Here is a 19,170-nt window from a genome sequence, read left to right on the forward strand (position 1 = left end):
CTCCTTTAATATTAATTAATTGATAACTTAGTTATTAAATTCTTAAAATCATCTGGCAGCGGAGATGATATTTCCAACTGTTCTTCAAGAAAAGGATGATAAAAAGATAAGAAATGGCAATGTAGCGCTTGACGCTGTATGCCATGCTCTAAACTTCCGCCATAGAGGTCATCTCCAAGTAAGGGAAAACCAATATGTGAAAAATGAACACGAATTTGGTGTGTTCTCCCAGTATGTAATCGAATATCGACTAAATGTATGTCTCCATAGGATGCTATGACCTTGTATTCTGTGTGAGCATATTTACCACCTTTAGCTACACGCCTTGTGATGATAGAATCTTCGTCTCTCGCAATGGGAGCTATGATATTTCCTTCTGGTTCTAAAATACCTGCTCCTTTTACAAGAGCAAAGTACCGTTTTTCAATACTTTTTTTCTGAAGTTGTTTATCTAGCCTTGCATGAGCATATCCATGTTTGGCAAATAGCATCAAACCAGACGTGTCTCTATCTAATCTAGTTACAATGTGCACTTGCTGATTCTCGTAAACTTGTTTTATGTAGTAACCTTTAATAAAATTAGCAATAGTATTTGAGTGATTAACACTAGGAATAGAGGCCACACCGAATGGTTTGTTCAGAATTAGAAAGTGGTCATCTTCAAACAAAATATCCAAGGGATAATCTATGGCTTCCAGTGTCTCGAAACCTTCTTCTGGAGGAATATCAATGACAACCTCATCCCCAATATCTAAGAGGTAGGTAGCGTTCTGCGGATGCCCATTCACCCGAATATCACCACCTCGAAACTTAATCTTGGCAAGTAAACCTTTGGAAACTTCATGTTTCTTTAGAAAGGTTTTTACCTTAACATGTTCGTCTGCAATAAATTGAAACCTCATTCGTCCACCTCACCAATAAAGGCATCCTTAACTCGATTCCAAAAACTGGTGTGGCTTGGAGTGGCAACGAAATGAATCTTGTGGTGGTCGATTTGGTACTCTATTTTTTCAATATTTCGGAAAGAATAGATACTATTATCGATAGAGATAGTATGATAATCATTTCGAGTTGGTATTAGTTCGATTTTATCTTTCTTAGGAACAATGATTGAAGAACCAAGTGTTCGATAAATTCGATTATTCAGACTAGCAATTTCCGCTAATTGTAATGCTTCTATGGTCGGATGTAGGACAGCACCACCAAGTGATTTATTGTAGGCTGTACTTCCTGTTGGAGTTGATACAGTCAATCCATCACCTCGAAAGCGTTCGAAGGGGACGTGATTTATCACGACATCAGCAACCATAGTTCGATCTGCTCTACGAATACTAGCTTCGTTTAGAGCACGGAAGATTTTAACTTCACCATTTTCTAGATAAATTTTGACATTTAATAATGGATACGAAACCTTAGCTCCTGTATCCAACTGTAAATTAGTAACTAGCTGATCTAATTCAAAGTCTCTATAATCAGTATAGAAACCAAGATGTCCCGTATGAACCCCAACAAAACGAACCTTATCTAACTGATCTTCATACTTGTGAAAAGCAGATAGAAGCATTCCATCTCCTCCAATGGAGATAACAATATCAGGATTTTTATCATTAAGTATAAAATTATGCTTCTTCAAACGATCCTTGAGTTCGTACAACACTTTTCTACTTTGAGGTTTACGGTTGGCGATCAGATCAACCCTTTTACCTGTATTCTTCATCTGTATCGTCACTATTTCCTACCCCGTCATTTAATTTCCGATGCAAAGGATCAAAGAGTGCTTGTGCTTCTTGAATGTCATCTCGAATCTTGCTCATTTCCTCGTCTAGCTGATGAGAAATTCTAGCGGTAATCTCAAGCCTTTCCTTAATTTCTTCTGGGAAATCTCCTTGATATTTATAGTTGAGTGAATGTTCAATCGTCGCCCAAAAGTTCATTGCCAAAGTACGAATTTGAATCTCAACTAAGATGGTTTTTGCACCATTTATGGTATCGACTGTATATTCAATAACTACATGGTAAGAACGATAACCTGACGCCTTACGATGAGTGATATAATCTCGTTCTTGAACAACTCTCATATCCTGTCTTTTACGAAGGATAGATACAACCTCATTCACATCGTCTACAAATTGAACCATCACACGCAATCCTGCAATATCTTGCAAATCTTGTTCAAGCGTGTCATAGGTTATTCCACGACGAACCATTTTTTCTTTGATACTTTCAATAGGTTTCACACGCCCTGTTACGAATTCAATTGGTGAATGTCGATTTTGTTTGCGGTACTGTTTTCGAATCCCCCGTAGTTTTATTTTTAACTCGCCAACAGCTTGAATGTAAGGATCTAAAAATTCTTCCCATTCAGTAATCATAGATTTTATAGATTCACCCCTCTTTAGCTACAATATTCATTTACTCTTTGATTTTCATTTAAAAATCATATACAATAAATACAGTTATTATTATACCATAAATCGCTTTCAAACAAAATAAAAGGTTCTCAAAATGAAACATTTAGAAATAGAATTAAAAACTCTTCTAAAAAAAGAAGACTATATAAAATTAAAAGAATATTTTTCGGATATTACTCCTATTACGCAAAACAACTACTACTTAGATACTTGTGACTATAAGCTACGTAGCAATAAGATAGCCATGCGTATTCGGACATCTGAAAATAGTGCCGAATTAACCATAAAAATCCCACAAAAAGTTGGAAATATGGAATATAATCAAGCTCTCACTCTAGAAGAAGCAAAGAAATGTTTAGAGGAATGCAAACTTCCTCAGGGAATGATTTTAGAAGAACTTTCAAATCGAGGTGTTTCACCAAGTGGCTGGGTTGTCTTAGGTTGTTTAACTACTGTTCGTTATGAGAAAGAGACTTCTATCGGACTCATGGCTCTTGATCAAAGCAGCTACTTCGATGTTGTTGATTATGAACTAGAGTTGGAAGTCGAAAATGGAGACCAGGGAAGTCTTGATTTTCAGGAGTTTTTACAGGCAAATGATATCGAATACAAGAAAGCACCTTCAAAATTAGTACGATTTATAGAAAATATGAAAAATAACTGAAATAATCAACTTTTTTTGATAAAATATAAGAGATAAAAAATAATAGAATCTGTAATGGACTACAGTTGCTAATAAAATGTTTCCTTTTACTGATTCACATAGTTTATAGAGGACGGTTTATCAATGTCAGATACAAAGAATATGAAGCTTTTTTCACTTTCGTCAAATCATGAAATTGCTCAAAAAATCGCAGATGCTGCAGGTGTTCCGCTTGGAAAATTATCATCACGTCAATTTTCAGATGGTGAAATCCAAGTTAACATCGAAGAAAGTGTTCGTGGCTATGATGTTTATATCATCCAGTCTACTTCTTATCCTGTTAGCAATCATTTGATGGAACTTTTAATCACTGTTGATGCCTGTGTTCGTGCTAGTGCAAATACAATCAATGTTGTCATGCCTTATTTTGGTTATGCTCGTCAAGACCGTATCGCTTCTTCTCGCGAACCCCTTACAGCTAAACTTGTTGCAAATATGTTGGTTAAAGCCGGAGTTAGTCGTGTATTGACACTTGATCTTCACGCTGTTCAGGTTCAAGGTTTCTTTGATATTCCTGTTGACAACCTCTACACAATTCCTCTTTTTGCAAAACATTATTGTGATAAAGGTTTGACAGGTTCAGATGTGGTTGTTGTTAGCCCTAAAAATTCAGGTGTAAAACGTGCTCGTAGCCTTGCTGAGTACCTTGATGCACCGATTGCTATCATCGACTATGCTCAAGATGATTCTGAACGTAGCCAAGGATATATTATCGGTGAGGTTGAAGGCAAGAAAGCAATCTTGATTGATGATATTCTAAATACAGGTCGTACTTTCTCTGAAGCTGCTAAAATCCTAGAACGCGATGGTGCAACTGAAATCTATGCAGTTTCAAGTCATGGACTTTTCGTTGACAGCGCTGCAGAATTGCTTGATGCAGCTAATATCAAAGAAATCTTGGTTACAGATTCTGTCGTAACAGAAAGTAAAAAACCAAAAAATGTAAAATACATTACTGCAAGCGAATTAATTGGTGATGCCATGGTTCGTATTCATGAAAGAAAACCAGTTAGTCCACTATTCAAATTTAAATAGAAATTAGGTGAGTTTTTGATTTATTTGGATAATGCTGCTACGACACCCATGTCACCTGTAGCTATCTCAGCAATGACTCAAGTCATGCAAGAAACATATGGGAACCCTTCTAGTATTCATAGCCATGGACGTCAAGCAGGTAAATTATTACGAGAAGCGCGTCAAGAGTTAGCGAGTTTACTAGGAACAAAGCCACAGCACGTTTTCTTCACCTCTGGTGGTACAGAAAGTAATAATACAGCAATTATTGGTTACTGCCTTCGCCACCAAGGGCGTGGGAAACACATCATTACTACTGCTATTGAGCATCACGCAGTTCTTGAACCAATTGAATATTTGGTTGAAAATTTCGGGTTTGAAGTAACTGTTTTGAAACCTGTAAATCAAGAAATCACTGCAGACCAAGTCAAAAATGCACTCCGTGAAGATACCATCTTAGTATCTACTATGTTTGCAAACAATGAAACAGGAACTCTATTACCGATTGATGAAATTGGTGATGTTCTAAAAAATCATCCAGCTGTTTATCATGTTGATGCAGTTCAGGCGGTTGGTAAATTAGAGATTCTCCCTGAAGAATTGGGGATTGATTTTCTCAGTGCTTCTGCTCATAAGTTTTATGGTCCTAAAGGCGTTGGTTTCCTCTATGCAGCTTCTACAGATTTTGATTCTTATCTACACGGTGGAGATCAAGAACAGAAAAAAAGAGCAGGAACAGAAAACCTTCCTGCAATTATAGGGATGATCGCAGCTCTAAAGGATGATCTTGAACATATAGAGCCTAATTTCGAAAAAGTTCAAAAACTACAAGAAACATTTCTAGCTGAAATGGATGGATCAAACTACTATCTAAACCAAGGTAAAGAGCAACTTCCCTATGTCCTCAACATTGGATTTCCAGGACAACGAAACGACCTACTGCTACTTCGTCTAGACCTTGAAGGGATTTCTATCTCGACTGGTTCTGCTTGTACTGCTGGTGTTGTTCAGGTCAGTCATGTTCTTCAGGCACTCTACGGAGAAGATTCACCTCGTTTGCACGAATCCGTTCGTGTCAGCATTTCACCTCAAAATACAGAACAAGAGATGATAACTCTCGCTAATACTCTTAAAAATATCATCGGAGGATAACTCAATGGCATTCGAACAAACAATTAAACTAAACAATTGCCGTTACGATTACACACTTAGCCCAACTGTAAAGAAATTTACTCTTAAAGATAATACTTTTTTTGAAACTAAAGTTGGTAACTATGAACTGACACGTCTACTTGAAAAGGTTCCAAATAGTGGAGAAGGTTTCCAGCTGAAAATTATCATTAATAAAGACTTAACAGGCGCAAAAATTAATATCACTGATAAATCTGGTCTGCGTTTAGTTGATATTTTCAAATCAGAAGAAACACATATCCACCAAGAGAAATTCTACTTCTTGATGGATAGTCTTGTTGAGCGTGACGTATTTACAAAAAGCGAAAGATAGAAGATTATTATGTTTCGATTAACTTACAAGGACTCCTATCAAGTAGAGCGTGTGCAAGAATATGAAGACTATGAAGCTCTTATGCTCTCTCTATCGGGTTGTGTAACCCTTCCTGATACGACTCTTATCACTTCATTAACACACAATGGAGTTGAAATCTATCAAGGTCTTCTTGGGAACCTCTATCGTTTTTTAACAACCTATCACGAAAATACCTAAACTAAGATTTTTCTTAGTTTTTTTTCGTTATTGTTGCAATTTTCACAAGCTTTCTATAAAATAGTAGTTAGAAAGGTTGTGATTTTGTGAAAGAAAAACAGTCTGCTATTCCAAAGGCAACAGCAAAGAGACTTTCTCTCTACTACCGTATTTTTAAAAGATTTAATGCTGAGAAAATTGAAAGAGCTAATTCCAAACAAATTGCAGAGGCAATTGGAATTGATTCTGCAACGGTTCGTCGTGACTTCTCTTACTTTGGCGAACTTGGAAGACGTGGCTTTGGCTATGATGTCAAGAAGCTCATGAATTTTTTTGCCGATCTTTTAAATGATAACTCTATTACCAACGTTATGCTGGTTGGTATTGGAAATATGGGACATGCCCTCCTCCACTACCGCTTTCACGAGCGTAATAAGATGAAAATCGTTATGGCTTTTGACCTAGATGATCATCCTGAGGTTGGTACCCAGACTCCTGACGGTGTTCCAATCTACGGAATATCGCAAATAAAAGAAAAAATCAAGGATGCCAATATAAAGACAGCGATTCTAACTGTTCCTAGTGTTAAATCTCAGGAAGTTGCTGAATTGTTGGTTGATGCTGGCATCAAAGGTATTCTCAGTTTTTCTCCTGTTCACCTACATCTTCCTAAAGATGTAGTTGTTCAGTATGTCGATCTTACAAGTGAACTTCAAACTCTCCTCTATTTTATGCGTAAAGAGGATTAGAAAGCGTAAGTATTTATGAATAAACCAGTTATTGGGATTACAGGAAATGAAAAAGCTCATCCAGATGATGATATCATGCTCAGTTATGCAGCAAAAGGTTTTGTTGAAGGTGTTAAAGAAGCTGGCGGAATTCCCATTATCCTACCGATTGGTGATGAAGAAATGGCTAGCTATTACATCAGTTTGATTGATAAACTTATCCTTACAGGTGGGCAAAATGTTGACCCAAAATACTATGGTGAGCCAAAAGCCATTGATAGCGACGACTACCACCTTCAACGTGATATTTTTGAGTTGGCCCTCATTAAAGAAGCAATTAAGCAAAATAAACCAATTTTTTCTGTCTGTCGTGGTACTCAACTTTTTAACGTAGCCATGGGCGGGTCTCTTCATCAAGATATCGAAGATCATTGGCAAGATACTTCTGCCGAATACACCACTCAGCGGCTTGTTACCGAACCAGATACTGTTCTTAGAGAAATTTATGGAGAAATCTCTCATATCAATTCTTTCCACCATCAGAGCATCAAAGATTTAGCTCCTAATCTTCAGGTTGTAGCACATGATCCTAAAGATGGTATTATCGAAGCTGTGACAACTACGGATGGTTTCCCTTATCTCGGTGTTCAATGGCATCCAGAATTTCTCTTTGAAAATCGCCCCAAAGATAAAACGCTTTTTGACTATGTTGTCAATGAATTGTAAAACCTGTATATGATGCAGGTTTTTTATATCATATCCGTCTTCTCACGGTAACTAAAATAATCTGAATGTGAGACAATTAGATGGTCCAATAAGACCAATCCCATCAATTCGCAGGCTTCTTTAACAAGCTTCGTAACATGGTCATCATTGGGGCTAGGAACTACTGCACCTGATGGATGATTGTGAACCAGAATCACAGACGTTGCCATGTGCTTTAGGGCATAGTGGAGAATTTCTCTCGGTTCAGCAATGCTTCTAGTAGCTGACCCAATAAAAATAGTCTGCTGATGAATAATTTGATTTTGTGTATTCAGATAGAGCGCCACTAGGTGCTCTTGTTTTTTATCTCCAAGCTCAGCTTGCATCTTTTTAGCTAATTTACGACTGCTAAGAATGCTCTCCATTTCCACTGTTTCCCTTTTATGGATACGGTAGCCTAATTCGATAACAGCTTGTAATTCGATAGCCTTAACACGTCCAATACCCGATAGAGTCTGCAATTCCTGTAGGCTCATTCTTTTTAGGTCGGTTAAACATGTTAGCTGATTTAAGACCTTCTGTGCTATTTCAAAAACATTGGCCTGTTTTGTTCCTGTCCTTAGTAATATTGCTAGTAATTCTTGATTGCTGAGTGCTTCTACTCCTTCTCTGACTAGTCTCTCTCTTGGTAAAAGCGAATCTTCTTGAAATGAAATACTATACATAAAAATCCTCCTCACTTAATTATTCGTGAGAAGGATCCTTAATTCGATAAAAACTAGTTATTTTTAGATTTTTTCAAGAGCTAGTCGCAAATCTTCAATCAAATCATCGTCATTTTCAAGACCAATTGAAAGACGGATTTGATTTTTAGTTACTCCTGCTGCTTCTAAATCTGAGTCAGACAACTGAGCATGAGTTGTGGTTGCGGGATGAACGACCAATGATTTAGCGTCTGCTACATTGGCTAAGTTCGAAAAGATTTCCAAGTTGTCAATCACTTTACGTGCTTCTGCTTCTCCACCTTTAACGTGGAAAGTAAAGATTGAGCCAACACCTTTTGGTAGGTATTTTTCAGCCAAGGTATGGTAAGGACTATCTGGAAGTTTCGGATAGTTGACCTTTTCAACCTTTGGATGGTTCACAAGGAAATCTACGATTTTCTCAGCATTTTGAACATGGCGTTCAACACGAAGAGAAAGAGTTTCAAGACCTTGTAAGAGCAAGAATGAGTTAAATGGTGATAGCGCAGCTCCCATATCGCGAAGCAATTGCACGCGAGCAGCAACGATAAAGGCTGCAGCACCAACATCACGGGTATAACTGATATTGTGGTAGCTTGGGTCCTCATCGACTAATTGAGGGAATTTCCCTGAAGCAGCCCAGTCAAATTTACCGCTATCAACGATGACACCACCAATAGTTGTCCCATGACCACCGATAAACTTAGTTGCTGAATGAACTGCAATGTCAACACCGTGTGAAAAGACATTGATAAGATATGGTGTTGCAAAAGTATTGTCTGCAACCAAAGGAATCTGGTGTTTATGAGCAATTTCAGCGATTTTTTCGATATCAGGAATGTTGATAACAGGATTTCCCAAGGTTTCAATCAATACAAGTTTTGTATTGTCTTTAATTGCTGCTTCTACTTCTTCTAGATTATCAATATCAACAAAAGTTGTGGTGATTCCATAACGAGGAAGTGTTTCTTTCAAGAGGTTAAAGGTACCGCCGTAAATAGTTGATGCTGCAACGACGTGGTCTCCTGCGTGAGCTAGAGCTAAAATTGTGTAGGTAATAGCTGCCATACCTGACGCAGTTGCAAGTGCACCTACACCACCTTCAAGGGCTGCGATACGCTCTTCAAAGGCTGATGTTGTTGGGTTAGTGATACGAGTATAGATATTACCAGCCTTTTGAAGGGCAAAAAGATCTGCTCCTTCTTGGGTATCTTCAAATACAAAAGATGTTGTTTGGTAAATTGGTACAGCACGGGATTTTGTAGTCGCATCTACCACTTGTCCTGCATGCAATTGTAGGGTTTCAAATTTAAATTCACGAGTCATATTTAGACCTCCAAAGATTTCATTAGGTTCATTTTATCACCTAATTCGTTCAGTTACAAATACAACTTTGTTATATCTTGGCATAAGCAAAAGCTATGGCTATTATTAGAATTGTAGAACTTTTTTCAGATAGTTTAAAAAGTTTGTATTCACTGCTCCTATACTTTATAATGTTTAGAAAGGAGAACACTATGTCAGAAATTACACATGAAATCGATTCAAACTTTGCCGGTCGTTTAAATATCTTGCGTGCTGGTGTACTGGGTGCAAATGATGGAATTATCTCTATTGCTGGGGTTGTTATCGGTGTTGCCAGTGCTACAACTAATATCTGGATTATCTTCCTCTCAGGATTAGCTGCTATTCTTGCTGGCGCCTTTTCTATGGCTGGTGGCGAGTATGTATCCGTATCTACTCAAAAAGACACGGAGGAAGCCGCTGTAGCCCGCGAACAACTTCTTTTGGATAAAGATATCGATGCAGCTAAAAAATCTCTCTACGCAGCTTATCTTCAAAATGGTGAGTGTGAAACATCGGCCCAACTATTAGTTAACAAAGCCTTTCTAAAAAATCCACTTAAGGCTCTAGTCGAGGAAAAGTACGGAATCGAATATGAAGAATTCACCAATCCTTGGCATGCTGCAGCATCTAGCTTTATTGCCTTTGTCCTCGGAAGTCTCCCGCCAATGCTTTCAATAACTATCTTCCCAAGCGACTATCGAATCCCTGCTACTGTTGTTATTGTAGCAATTTCCCTTTTGATTACTGGATATACCAGTGCAAAACTTGGAAAAGCTCCCACTAAAACAGCTATGATTCGGAACCTTTGTATTGGCCTTTTGACCATGGGTGTTACTTATCTATTTGGACAATTGTTTAGCATTTAAAACATAAAAATACCTCGAAAAAATCGAGGTTTTTTTATTATAGCTGGATAATCTTACGATAGCTTCTTGAAGTAATCATAAATATTAGGACATAAACTAAAGCAAAGATTCCACAAATAGAAAGTGTTACGCTTAACATCATAGCTGTATCCACACCACCAATAACTTTGAGAATCAAACTCAACATATGATAGGCAAAGGCTAGATGTAGGAAGGCGAAGATTACAGGGAGGAAAAAGACAGTCAAGACTTGCTTGTTAATGGTTTGCTTAATTTGTTTTTGATCCAAACCAACCTTTTGCAGGATGACAAAGCGTTCACGATCCTCATAGCCTTCTGAGATTTGTTTATAGTAAATAACGAGTACAGTACCTATCATAAAGATTATAGAGAGGAAAATACCAATAAAGAGGACACCTCCATAGAGTGCATTCATTTGTGCAATTGCATCACTTGAACCATTACCCCCGTAAACCATAGCATCTTCACTCTTGAGATTATGGCTAAAGTTGTTCACATACGCATCAAAATCATCAGCTAGTTTTAACTGTTCCTCTTGACTTGCAGTCACATCCATACCACCATAAAACTGAGGGTAGACAGCGGAATCCTGGTACTGTTCCAAAAAACTTTGAAGATCTGGTACAACTAGGTAGTTAAAATCTGAAACTAAAAGAATATAGAGATTGGAAACATGGTTAGCTAAAAAATCTTGCTGGATTTCTTGCTTGATACTATACTCCTGACCGTTAAGACTAAATGATTTCTGACCTTTTAGTTGGTTATTTTTAGCCCAAAGACCTACTTCATTACCAGTAAGATTTAGCTTTTGTCCAGTCATTTTTTCGTAATCTTTTTGGTCAAAAACTAAGAAGACAGTCTTGGGCATAACACTATTCTCCCCTTTTTCAAAGGTGGTTAATTTGGTCCCATCTTGACTGGAAATGCCGAAGCTGGCATATCTAAGAACGTCTTTGTTGCTAATCGTTAAGTTCTTTTCACTTGCATACTGAGTCAAAAGTTTGTCTAAATCCTCAACTTCAATATTATTTCCCTTAACATCAAAATCGTGAGGATACATAATATTTTTTATATTTTCAGATCCGTTGTAGATACTGGTTGCTGCTGACATGGTAACCAAAACCATGGTTGAAAGGATGGCAATGGTTGCTAAACCGACAGCATTTTTCTTCATACGAAAGATGAGGTTAGATACAGAGATGAGGTTATTGGGTTTATAGTAATATCTTTTGTTTTTCTTGAGTAACTGTAAGAAAACTGTAATACCCGCATTGAATAAAAGATAGGTCGCAACTATTACCAACATGACGGCAATAAAGAAAGTAAGGGTTGCTGAAATTGGGTCTTTTACGCTTTGTGCTAGATAGTAGCCACCGCCTAGAGTAATTAGCCCTACAAGTGTCTGAAGGACTAGGAAACGCCCTTTTTTTTCACCTTTTGATTTCTCACGAGAGAGTTGGAGGGCATCCATACGGATAATGCGGATAGCATTTAGGAAGACAATGAGTAAAAATACAAGCCCAAATACCAGAAGGATAGAAAAAACAACAGACCATTGGAAAGTAGCTACTAGCTCTACCTTCATCTTTGCAAGTTTAAGCAATAATGCAAAGATGAGATTGTCAAAGAGGGCACCAATCCCAATACCAGCAGTGACTGTTACTAGCCCAAAAATCAAGAGTTCCTTGAAGGTCATACCAATCAAGTGACGTTTTTCTAAGCCCAACATGCCATACAAACCCAGTTCTTTGGATCGATTTTTCATGACAAAACTGTTGGCATAAAGAACGATAATGGCAGATGCAAGTGTCACTACGACAAGCCCTAGTTGTAGGGTAAATTGTATAGCAGATGCACCACGCAAATCACCAATTTTAGGATTAAAGGCTAGGGAATAAAAGAGATAGCTAATAGTGACTGCCAAAATGACAGACAGAGCAAAAGGATAATAGAGTTTGCGGTTTTTGATTAAGTTGGATATGGCCAACTTATTGGTTAATCGAAACATACTAGTTCACCTCACTTGCCATTACAGTCAAGGTGTCAGAGATTTCTTGGAACATCTGACGATCAGTCTTTTCACCACGGTAGATTTGATTATAGAGAATGCCGTCCTTGATGAAGAGGACGCGTTTAGCACGGCTAGCAGCTGCTGTTGAGTGGGTTACCATGAGAATGGTCTGTCCTTGTTCGTTGATCTGATCAAAAATATCAAGAAGGGCTGCAGATGATTTAGAATCTAGAGCTCCTGTCGGTTCGTCAGCAAGGAGAATTTCTGGTTCTGTGATGATGGCGCGTGCAACTGCTACACGTTGTTTTTGTCCACCAGAAATTTCATAAGGGTACTTCTCCTGCAATTGATTGATGCCAAGATTTTCAGCAGTCACCACCAATTTTTTCATCATTTCTGTAATAGGCTTTCTAGACAATACCAAAGGGAGTAAGATATTGTCTTTAACAGAAAGCGTATCTAACAAATTGAAGTCTTGGAAGACAAAGCCTAACTTCTCACGACGGAAACTTGATGCTTCAGAATTTTTAATGGTCGCTGTGTCAGTTCCGTTTAGGAAAACCTGGCCACGAGTTGGTTTGTCAAGCATGGCGAGAATATTGAGTAGGGTAGATTTCCCAGAACCAGACTCACCCATGATAGCAACATAATCGCCTTTTTCTACAGTAAAGTGAATGTCTTTCAGGGCTTCTACTTGGTTGCCTTGGAAACGAGTTTTATAAATTTTTTGAACGTGTTTTACATCTAAAAGTGTCATGATAATCTCCTTTTTAATATCCCATTAATTGAAACTGAGCCTGCATCATTTGAATGCCGAGCTCAACTCGCTCGATTTCCTTAGGACTCGGTTTACTTGTTTGTTTCTTTTGTAAAATTTTTTTCATAGTTTCGCTCCTTTATCTTTATGATATAAGTGTACTCTAAAAAAAGAGTTGGTTCCATAACATAACCTTACATTTGGAGCTTTAATCTTACATTTTTGTAAGATAAAGATATTTTTTTGAAATCAACTACTATTAGTTTACCACAAATTGTTAAGCAAAAGAAAAACCCTTGATACTACAAGGGTTTGATTTTTTATGAATGGTAAAGCGATTTACCAAAACCAACCTTTATCATCATCGATAGGTTCCGCTTCTTTCATCTTGCGTGGGCCAGTTCCGTACATCTCCGCTTCGATATCTTCCTTAGTTGGCAGGATATAGGCTAGGATGATGTAGATGATGATTCCGAGTCCAAAATTTGCGATTGTAAAGATAGCAAAAATGAAGCGCACCAATGTCACATCAAGATCCCAGCTATCAGATAGACCAGCAAGTACACCTGATATCATACGATTTCGTCTCATTTTATAAAATTTTCTATTCATGATTTGTACCTCTTTCGGTATTCTTGAAATAAGTATAACATGAACTAAAGCTCCCTGCATCAGTCCTTAGGCGGATTTTGTAGGATAAGTTTTCCATGACAAAGACCACATAGATAACGTTTGGTATCAATTCGACGCTTTCTTTGATAGACTTGGCCACAAGAGTGACATTTATAAACCAAAGCTGGTTTTTGACGAGCACTTGATAAAGGAGGTACAAAGCGGAGACCGTCCACTTCTTTTAGCAGTTCTTTAAAAGCTATATCTTTATGCTTATAACCCTTACCTTCATAGTATAGATGATAATGACAGAGTTCGTGACGAACAATCTTCCGAAAAACTTCTAAGCCTAGCTCTTGATAGACTTTAGGATTAAAATCCAAATGCCCATCCTTAGGGAAAAATCGTCCACCTGTCGACCGCAGACGAGTATTCCATTGAGCCTGGTGTTTGAAAGGTTTTCCGAAGTCTTCTAAAGAAACTTGCCTAACGTAATCAGTTAGATTCATTAGAGTCAGCTGGTGCAAGGAGCGACAGATTTACTTTTTCACGTTGGATATCGATTTTCTTCACCCAAACAGTAACCAAATCACCGACCGAAACGACTTGACTTGGATGTTTGATAAATTTCTTGCTCATGTGAGAAATATGAATGAGACCATCCTCATGGATACCGATATCAACAAAGGCACCGAAGTCAACGACATTGCGAACTACTCCCTCAAGTTTCTGTCCAACTTTTAAATCCTTGATATCCAAAACATCTTGGCGTAGAACTGGAGCATCGAAAGAATCACGGAAATCACGACCTGGTTTGAGAAGATCAGCAATAATATCTTTCAGAGTTTCCTGACCAAGTTCTAGCTCTTGAGCCATGTCAAAAACTGAAACCGATTTGAGCTTAGCTTGTGCTTCTTCATTTAGGTCTTTAATGTCCAAACGTTTGAAAAGTTCTTTAACCGCTGCATAGTTTTCTGGGTGAACACCTGTATTATCAAGGATATTGCTGCTTTCAGGAATGCGAAGGAAACCTGCTGCCTGTTCAAAAGCTTTTGCTCCCAGTCGAGGAACTTTCTTGATTTGAGCACGTGAAGTGACTTTGCCTTCTTCTTCACGATACTTAACGATGTTTTCTGAAATCGTTTTGTTAAGCCCTGCAACATGTGAAAGTAGCGCTGGACTGGCTGTGTTGACATTGACACCGACTTGGTTAACGACGGTATCTACGACAAAGTCCAGACTTTCAGACAATTTCTTTTGACTAACATCGTGCTGGTACTGGCCGACACCGATAGATTTGGGATCAATTTTAACCAATTCTGCAAGTGGGTCTTGCAAACGACGAGCGATAGAAATGGCCGACCGTTTTTCAACGGTTAACTCAGGAAACTCTTGACGGGCAAGTTCGCTGGCAGAGTATACAGAAGCACCACTTTCGCTAACAATAACATAGCTGACTTTTGGAAAATCTTTAAGAACTTCAGCAACAAAGGCTTCACTCTCACGGCTGGCAGTTCCATTTCCGATAGCGATGATTTCAACACCGTATTGGCCAATCAAATCTGCTAAATCACGTTTGGCTTCCTCAATCTGACGAGCTGAAGCTGGTTTGACTGGATAAATAACTTGTGTTGTCAACATCTTACCAGTCGCATCAACTACTGCAAGCTTAGCCCCTGTACGAAAGGCTGGGTCAAAACCTAGAACCACGCGTCCTTTTAGTGGTGCTACGAGAAGGAGATTACGAAGGTTTTCTGAGAAGAGTTGGATAGCTCCTTCTTCTGCCTTTTCTGTCAATTCAGTGCGAATACGGCGCTCGATAGCTGGCAATACTTTTTTCTTAACAGATTGTTGAATCACTTCGTCTATATAAGCATTCTTAACCTTGAAACGAGCAGCAAAGAAGGCTTGAATACGATCAACTGCATGCTCAAATCCAATCTTCAAAATGCCTAGCTTCTCACCACGATTAAGAGCAAGCGTACGGTAACCCTGCATATTGGCAACTGTTTCTGAGAAATCGTAATAAATCTGAAAGACTTGCTTCTCATCCAAACTTTCGTCCTTGACTTGTGAAGTAATCTTAGAATGTCTAAGGACCTCTTGATAAGTCATTGAACGCAAGTTGACATCTTCAGATAGTGCTTCAACCAAGATATCAACTGCACCCGCTAAAGCATCTTGTGGAGTCTCAAAACCTTCACAGACAAATGTTTCTGCTTCTTTTTCTAGGTCAGATACATTTTGTAAGATTAAGCGAGCAAGAGGAAAGAGTCCCGCCTCACGAGCAATCGTTGCCTTAGTGCGACGTTTTTCCTTATAGGGAAGGTAGAGTTCTTCGACATCTGCTAATTTTTCGGCAGCAAGAATTGCTTCTTCTAATTCCTTGGTTAACTTACCTTGCTCTTTGATTTTTGCTAAAACAGCTTCTTTACGATCGTTAAGAGCAGTTAGGCTTGTATCAAGGTCGATAATAGCTTTAATAGCTACTTCGTCCAGGCTTCCAGTCATGTCTTTCCGATAACGAGCGATAAAGGGAATGGTTGCTCCTTCGGCTGTCAAAGATAGGACTGTATCAATTTGTTTTAAGGTTACACCCAAATCTTGGGAAATTTTTTCATATTTTTTATCCATGAAACTATTATACCATAAGCAGGAAAGCTTGTTTTCATTAATTTGTTGCTTTATTTCAACTTTATAAAGATAAAAAGGAACTTGATTATAAAATATAACTATTTCCCAGAAATAATAGTATAATAGTGTTAACTAAAAGAATCGAGGTATGCCTTATGGCTGTTAAATTTACAAAAACTGATGACTTAGATAAAATGTTCGAAGAGTTTGCCAAACTTCCTGATTTGAAACAAGTAACATTTCCTGATGACAAAGAAAAGAAAGAAAAAGCAGAAAAGAAAAAATAGATGGATCTCTTTCAAAACCTGCATTCAAGTGTTTTACAAGCTGGTGCCATTTTTCTATCAATTATCCTTGAAGCTTTACCCTTTGTCTTAATTGGTAGCATAATCTCTGGTGCTATTGGAGTCTATGTCACTCCTGAAAAAGTTTATCAATTTCTCCCTAAAAATCGCTTGGGGAGAATCTTTTTTGGTACCTTTATAGGATTTCTCTTTCCTTCTTGTGAATGTGGAATTGTTCCTATCATTAATCGTTTCTTGGAGAAGAAGGTTCCAAGCTATACAGCTGTACCCTTTCTAGTAACAGCTCCTATCATCAATCCTATCGTACTCTTTTCGACCTATTCAGCTTTTGGCAATTCCTTTCAAATGGTTCTTCTAAGAGCTTTGGGCGCAATTCTAGTTGGTACTATATTGGGTATTTTCCTTGGATTTTTCTGGGAGGGACCTATTCAAAAGGAATATAAATTGGCTTGTCATGAGCATTATTTTTCTCACTTGAGTAAAGGTCAAAAAATCCTTCAGGTCTTTATCCAAGCTATTGATGAATTTTTTGATATGGGACGTTATTTGGTTTTCGGTTGTCTGTTTGCTAGCATAGTCCAGGTCTATGTACCAACTCGGGTTCTGACATCTATCAGCTCAACACCACTATTTGCGATTGTTCTTCTTATGGTCTTATCTTTCCTACTATCACTCTGTAGTGAAGCTGATGCCTTTATTGGCTCTTCACTTCTCTCCAGTTTTGGCTTTGCTCCAGTGCTTGCCTTTCTGGTTATTGGACCAATGCTTGATGTCAAAAACTTACTCATGATGAAGAACTATCTTAAAACTCGTTTTATTTGGCAGTTCATGACAATAGTGACTCTCGTTGTACTTATTTATTCTTATCTAGTCGGGGTGATGCTATGATACGATTTCTTATTTTGATGAGTTATTTTTTCTTAACCCTTTATCTACATCTATCAGGTAAGCTCAATCAGTATCTAAATCTCCACTATTCTTATCTGGCTTATATCACTATGGTTTTATCTTTGCTACTAGCCATCGTTCAAGCCTATATTTGCTTCAAGCGTTTGAAAGAACATAGTCACTTACATAGTATTTCAGCCAAGCTTGCTAGTTTTGTCCTCTTAAGTTTGCCTTTGTTAGTTGGATTCACTTTTCCAACAGTTACTCTGGATTCACAAACAGTATCGGCAAAAGGATATTATTTCCCTTTGTCGGAAGGAACTGACAAGGCAATCCAAGCAAGTGAAGGAACGAGCAGTCAGTATCTTAAGCCGGATACCAGTCGCTTTTATTCGCAAACAGCTCATGAAAATATTATTCGGAAGAGTGCTGATAAATACATAGCTCAATCTAGTATAGTTATCAATGATGAAAACTACCTAGAGGTCATGGAAGCTATCTACGATTATCCAAATGAATTTGAAGGCAAGGAAATCGAGTTTACTGGCTTTGTTTATAACGATCCAAATCATGCTAATAGTCAATTTGTTTTTCGCTTTGGCATCATGCACTGTATCGCTGATTCAGGAGTTTTTGGCCTCTTAACCATAGGAAATACCAATCATTATGAGAATAACACCTGGGTGAGAGTCAAAGGCAAGATTAGGAATAACTATCACAAGGAACTCAACCAGGTTCTCCCAACCCTTGAGGTCCAGTCTTTCATCAAAGTGGACAAACCTGAGAACCCTTATGTTTATAAAGAATTTTAAAAAAGTAGCCTGAGCGGGCTACTTTTTGTTATTATCTCACAATATCTTTATACATTTCCGGCCTTCTATCTCTAAACAAGCCCCAGTTTAGGCGTTCATTTGCACCCTTGTCGAGATCATAAGTAGTTAACAGGATGGCTTCGTCTTGTCGTTCTGCTTGGGTCAAGATAGCTCCTGTTTCATCGGTCATAAAGGATGAACCGTAGAAATTCAGACTTGAACTTTGTCCTCCATTTTCCTCGCAAGGAGTGACTTCTTCCAAACCATAACGATTGGCTGCAATAACTGGGACAATATTTGCTGCTGCGTGTCCTTGCATGGTACGTTGCCAATGTCCACAACTATCTGTATCTAAAATTGGCTCCGAACCAATGGCTGTTGGGTAAAAGAGCAATTCTGCACCATTTAAGGCAAGGCAACGGGCTGTTTCAGGGAACCACTGGTCCCAGCAGATTCCAATACCAATCTTGGCATAGCGAGTATCCCAAACTTTAAAACCAGTATTTCCAGGAGTAAAGAAGAATTTCTCTTGATAATAATGGTCATCAGGAATGTGAGTCTTCCGATAAACGCCTAGTACTTCTCCATCTGCATCAATGACAGCTATCGAATTGTATAAGACATTACCATCCTTTTCGTAGAAACTGATCGGTAAAACGACCATTAGTTCCTTGGCAATTACTTTAAAATGCTGAATAGCTGTATTTTCTGTCACCGACTGGGCATACTGGTAGTATTCATACTGACGTTCCTGACAGAAATAGGGACGTTCAAATAATTCAGGCAAGAGAATAATTTGCGCACCATGATCTGCAGCTTTACGGACCAAACGTTCAGCTGTTTGGATATTCGTTTCCACATCCTTAGCGCATTGCATCTGAATAGCTGCAACCGTTACATTTCTCATCTTT

At 38.2% G+C, this 19,170-nt stretch carries 22 protein-coding genes; 11 read left to right on the forward strand and 11 right to left on the reverse strand.

The genetic code is table 11. The features are described 5' to 3' along the window. Positions 1-11 precede the first annotated feature (11 nt). Genes ACTO1Y_RS02535 through ACTO1Y_RS02545 form a run of 3 tightly spaced genes read right to left on the reverse strand, consistent with a single transcriptional unit; the run spans position 12 to position 2,372 of the window. Entirely contained in the window at positions 12-902 is an 891-nt protein-coding gene (locus tag ACTO1Y_RS02535) for an RluA family pseudouridine synthase (protein WP_441348236.1), read from the reverse strand. Beyond that, positions 899-1,717 (reverse strand): NAD kinase, encoded by an 819-nt coding sequence (locus ACTO1Y_RS02540; protein ID WP_303942013.1) that lies wholly within the window; start codon positions 1,715-1,717, stop codon positions 899-901. Before ACTO1Y_RS02540 ends, ACTO1Y_RS02535 begins: the two co-directional genes overlap by 4 nt. Continuing rightward, positions 1,701-2,372 carry a GTP pyrophosphokinase gene (locus ACTO1Y_RS02545; protein WP_006150695.1) on the reverse strand — a complete coding sequence of 224 codons (672 nt, stop codon included), beginning with the start codon at positions 2,370-2,372 and terminating at the stop codon, positions 1,701-1,703. Before ACTO1Y_RS02545 ends, ACTO1Y_RS02540 begins: the two co-directional genes overlap by 17 nt. Before the next feature lie 133 nt (positions 2,373-2,505). On the opposite strand from ACTO1Y_RS02545, the gene ACTO1Y_RS02550 reads away from it, so the two are divergent. The 7 genes from ACTO1Y_RS02550 to ACTO1Y_RS02580 all read left to right on the forward strand — a co-directional run bounded on the left by ACTO1Y_RS02550 (position 2,506) and on the right by ACTO1Y_RS02580 (position 7,284). After that, complete coding sequence (locus tag ACTO1Y_RS02550) at positions 2,506-3,075, forward strand: CYTH domain-containing protein (protein WP_441348237.1); 570 nt, start codon at positions 2,506-2,508, stop codon at positions 3,073-3,075. A 123-nt stretch (positions 3,076-3,198) separates the two neighbouring features. Further along, positions 3,199-4,149: a ribose-phosphate diphosphokinase gene (locus tag ACTO1Y_RS02555; protein WP_006150727.1), complete on the forward strand. Its 951-nt coding sequence runs from the start codon at positions 3,199-3,201 to the stop codon at positions 4,147-4,149. A 15-nt stretch (positions 4,150-4,164) separates the two neighbouring features. After that, positions 4,165-5,280 carry a cysteine desulfurase family protein gene (locus ACTO1Y_RS02560; RefSeq protein ID WP_441348238.1) on the forward strand — a complete coding sequence of 372 codons (1,116 nt, stop codon included), beginning with the start codon at positions 4,165-4,167 and terminating at the stop codon, positions 5,278-5,280. A gap of 4 nt (positions 5,281-5,284) precedes the next feature. Further along, the gene (locus tag ACTO1Y_RS02565) at positions 5,285-5,632 is read left to right on the forward strand and encodes a DUF1831 domain-containing protein (RefSeq protein WP_441348239.1); all 348 of its coding nucleotides are present in this window, start codon (positions 5,285-5,287) and stop codon (positions 5,630-5,632) included. 9 nt (positions 5,633-5,641) lie between these two features. After that, entirely contained in the window at positions 5,642-5,851 is a 210-nt protein-coding gene (locus ACTO1Y_RS02570) for a DUF4649 family protein (protein ID WP_006150724.1), read from the forward strand. 86 nt (positions 5,852-5,937) lie between these two features. Next, a complete protein-coding gene (locus tag ACTO1Y_RS02575) occupies positions 5,938-6,579 on the forward strand; it encodes a redox-sensing transcriptional repressor Rex (protein WP_254725911.1) in 642 nt (213 codons plus the stop codon). A 15-nt stretch (positions 6,580-6,594) separates the two neighbouring features. Continuing rightward, a complete protein-coding gene (locus ACTO1Y_RS02580; protein ID WP_441348240.1) occupies positions 6,595-7,284 on the forward strand; it encodes a gamma-glutamyl-gamma-aminobutyrate hydrolase family protein in 690 nt (229 codons plus the stop codon). Positions 7,285-7,307: 23 nt separating this feature from the next. Here the strand turns inward: ACTO1Y_RS02580 and radC are convergent, their stop codons facing one another. Together radC and ACTO1Y_RS02590 are read right to left on the reverse strand one after the other, a co-directional pair. Continuing rightward, positions 7,308-7,988, reverse strand: a complete 681-nt coding sequence (gene radC / locus ACTO1Y_RS02585) for a RadC family protein (RefSeq protein ID WP_414290801.1) — start codon at positions 7,986-7,988, stop codon at positions 7,308-7,310. Positions 7,989-8,051: 63 nt separating this feature from the next. Next, positions 8,052-9,332 (reverse strand): O-acetylhomoserine aminocarboxypropyltransferase/cysteine synthase family protein, encoded by a 1,281-nt coding sequence (locus tag ACTO1Y_RS02590; protein ID WP_441348241.1) that lies wholly within the window; start codon positions 9,330-9,332, stop codon positions 8,052-8,054. A gap of 191 nt (positions 9,333-9,523) precedes the next feature. Here ACTO1Y_RS02590 and ACTO1Y_RS02595 point away from each other — a divergent pair, with 191 nt between their 5' ends. Then, on the forward strand, positions 9,524-10,219 hold the full coding sequence (locus ACTO1Y_RS02595; RefSeq protein WP_441348242.1) for a VIT1/CCC1 transporter family protein: 696 nt from the start codon (positions 9,524-9,526) through the stop codon (positions 10,217-10,219). A gap of 37 nt (positions 10,220-10,256) precedes the next feature. Here the strand turns inward: ACTO1Y_RS02595 and ACTO1Y_RS02600 are convergent, their stop codons facing one another. The 5 genes from ACTO1Y_RS02600 to ACTO1Y_RS02620 form a co-directional block, all read right to left on the reverse strand. Further along, on the reverse strand, positions 10,257-12,248 hold the full coding sequence (locus ACTO1Y_RS02600) for an ABC transporter permease (RefSeq protein WP_441348243.1): 1,992 nt from the start codon (positions 12,246-12,248) through the stop codon (positions 10,257-10,259). 1 nt (position 12,249) lies between these two features. Continuing rightward, positions 12,250-13,008 (reverse strand): ABC transporter ATP-binding protein, encoded by a 759-nt coding sequence (locus ACTO1Y_RS02605; protein WP_006152604.1) that lies wholly within the window; start codon positions 13,006-13,008, stop codon positions 12,250-12,252. A 339-nt stretch (positions 13,009-13,347) separates the two neighbouring features. Continuing rightward, positions 13,348-13,620 carry a PspC domain-containing protein gene (locus tag ACTO1Y_RS02610; RefSeq protein ID WP_441348244.1) on the reverse strand — a complete coding sequence of 91 codons (273 nt, stop codon included), beginning with the start codon at positions 13,618-13,620 and terminating at the stop codon, positions 13,348-13,350. A 59-nt stretch (positions 13,621-13,679) separates the two neighbouring features. Beyond that, positions 13,680-14,129 (reverse strand): SprT family protein, encoded by a 450-nt coding sequence (locus ACTO1Y_RS02615; protein WP_441348245.1) that lies wholly within the window; start codon positions 14,127-14,129, stop codon positions 13,680-13,682. Further along, positions 14,116-16,254, reverse strand: coding sequence for a Tex family protein (locus ACTO1Y_RS02620; RefSeq protein ID WP_441348246.1), 2,139 nt, complete (start codon positions 16,252-16,254; stop codon positions 14,116-14,118). Before ACTO1Y_RS02620 ends, ACTO1Y_RS02615 begins: the two co-directional genes overlap by 14 nt. A gap of 155 nt (positions 16,255-16,409) precedes the next feature. Here ACTO1Y_RS02620 and ACTO1Y_RS02625 point away from each other — a divergent pair, with 155 nt between their 5' ends. The 3 genes from ACTO1Y_RS02625 to ACTO1Y_RS02635 are packed head-to-tail and all read left to right on the forward strand — an operon-like array spanning position 16,410 to position 18,259. After that, entirely contained in the window at positions 16,410-16,541 is a 132-nt protein-coding gene (locus tag ACTO1Y_RS02625) for an SPJ_0845 family protein (protein WP_148131582.1), read from the forward strand. Continuing rightward, on the forward strand, positions 16,542-17,447 hold the full coding sequence (locus ACTO1Y_RS02630) for a permease (RefSeq protein WP_441348247.1): 906 nt from the start codon (positions 16,542-16,544) through the stop codon (positions 17,445-17,447). Further along, entirely contained in the window at positions 17,444-18,259 is an 816-nt protein-coding gene (locus ACTO1Y_RS02635; protein ID WP_441348248.1) for a TIGR03943 family putative permease subunit, read from the forward strand. The genes ACTO1Y_RS02630 and ACTO1Y_RS02635 overlap by 4 nt, the downstream gene beginning before the upstream one ends. Positions 18,260-18,290: 31 nt before the next feature. Here ACTO1Y_RS02635 and aguB read toward each other — a convergent pair whose 3' ends face one another. Next, on the reverse strand, positions 18,291-19,166 hold the full coding sequence (aguB, locus tag ACTO1Y_RS02640) for an N-carbamoylputrescine amidase (RefSeq protein ID WP_441348249.1): 876 nt from the start codon (positions 19,164-19,166) through the stop codon (positions 18,291-18,293). Positions 19,167-19,170: the final 4 nt, after the last annotated feature.

Source organism: Streptococcus sp. V728 (assembly GCF_052077995.1).
Lineage (GTDB): Bacteria > Bacillota > Bacilli > Lactobacillales > Streptococcaceae > Streptococcus > Streptococcus infantis_B.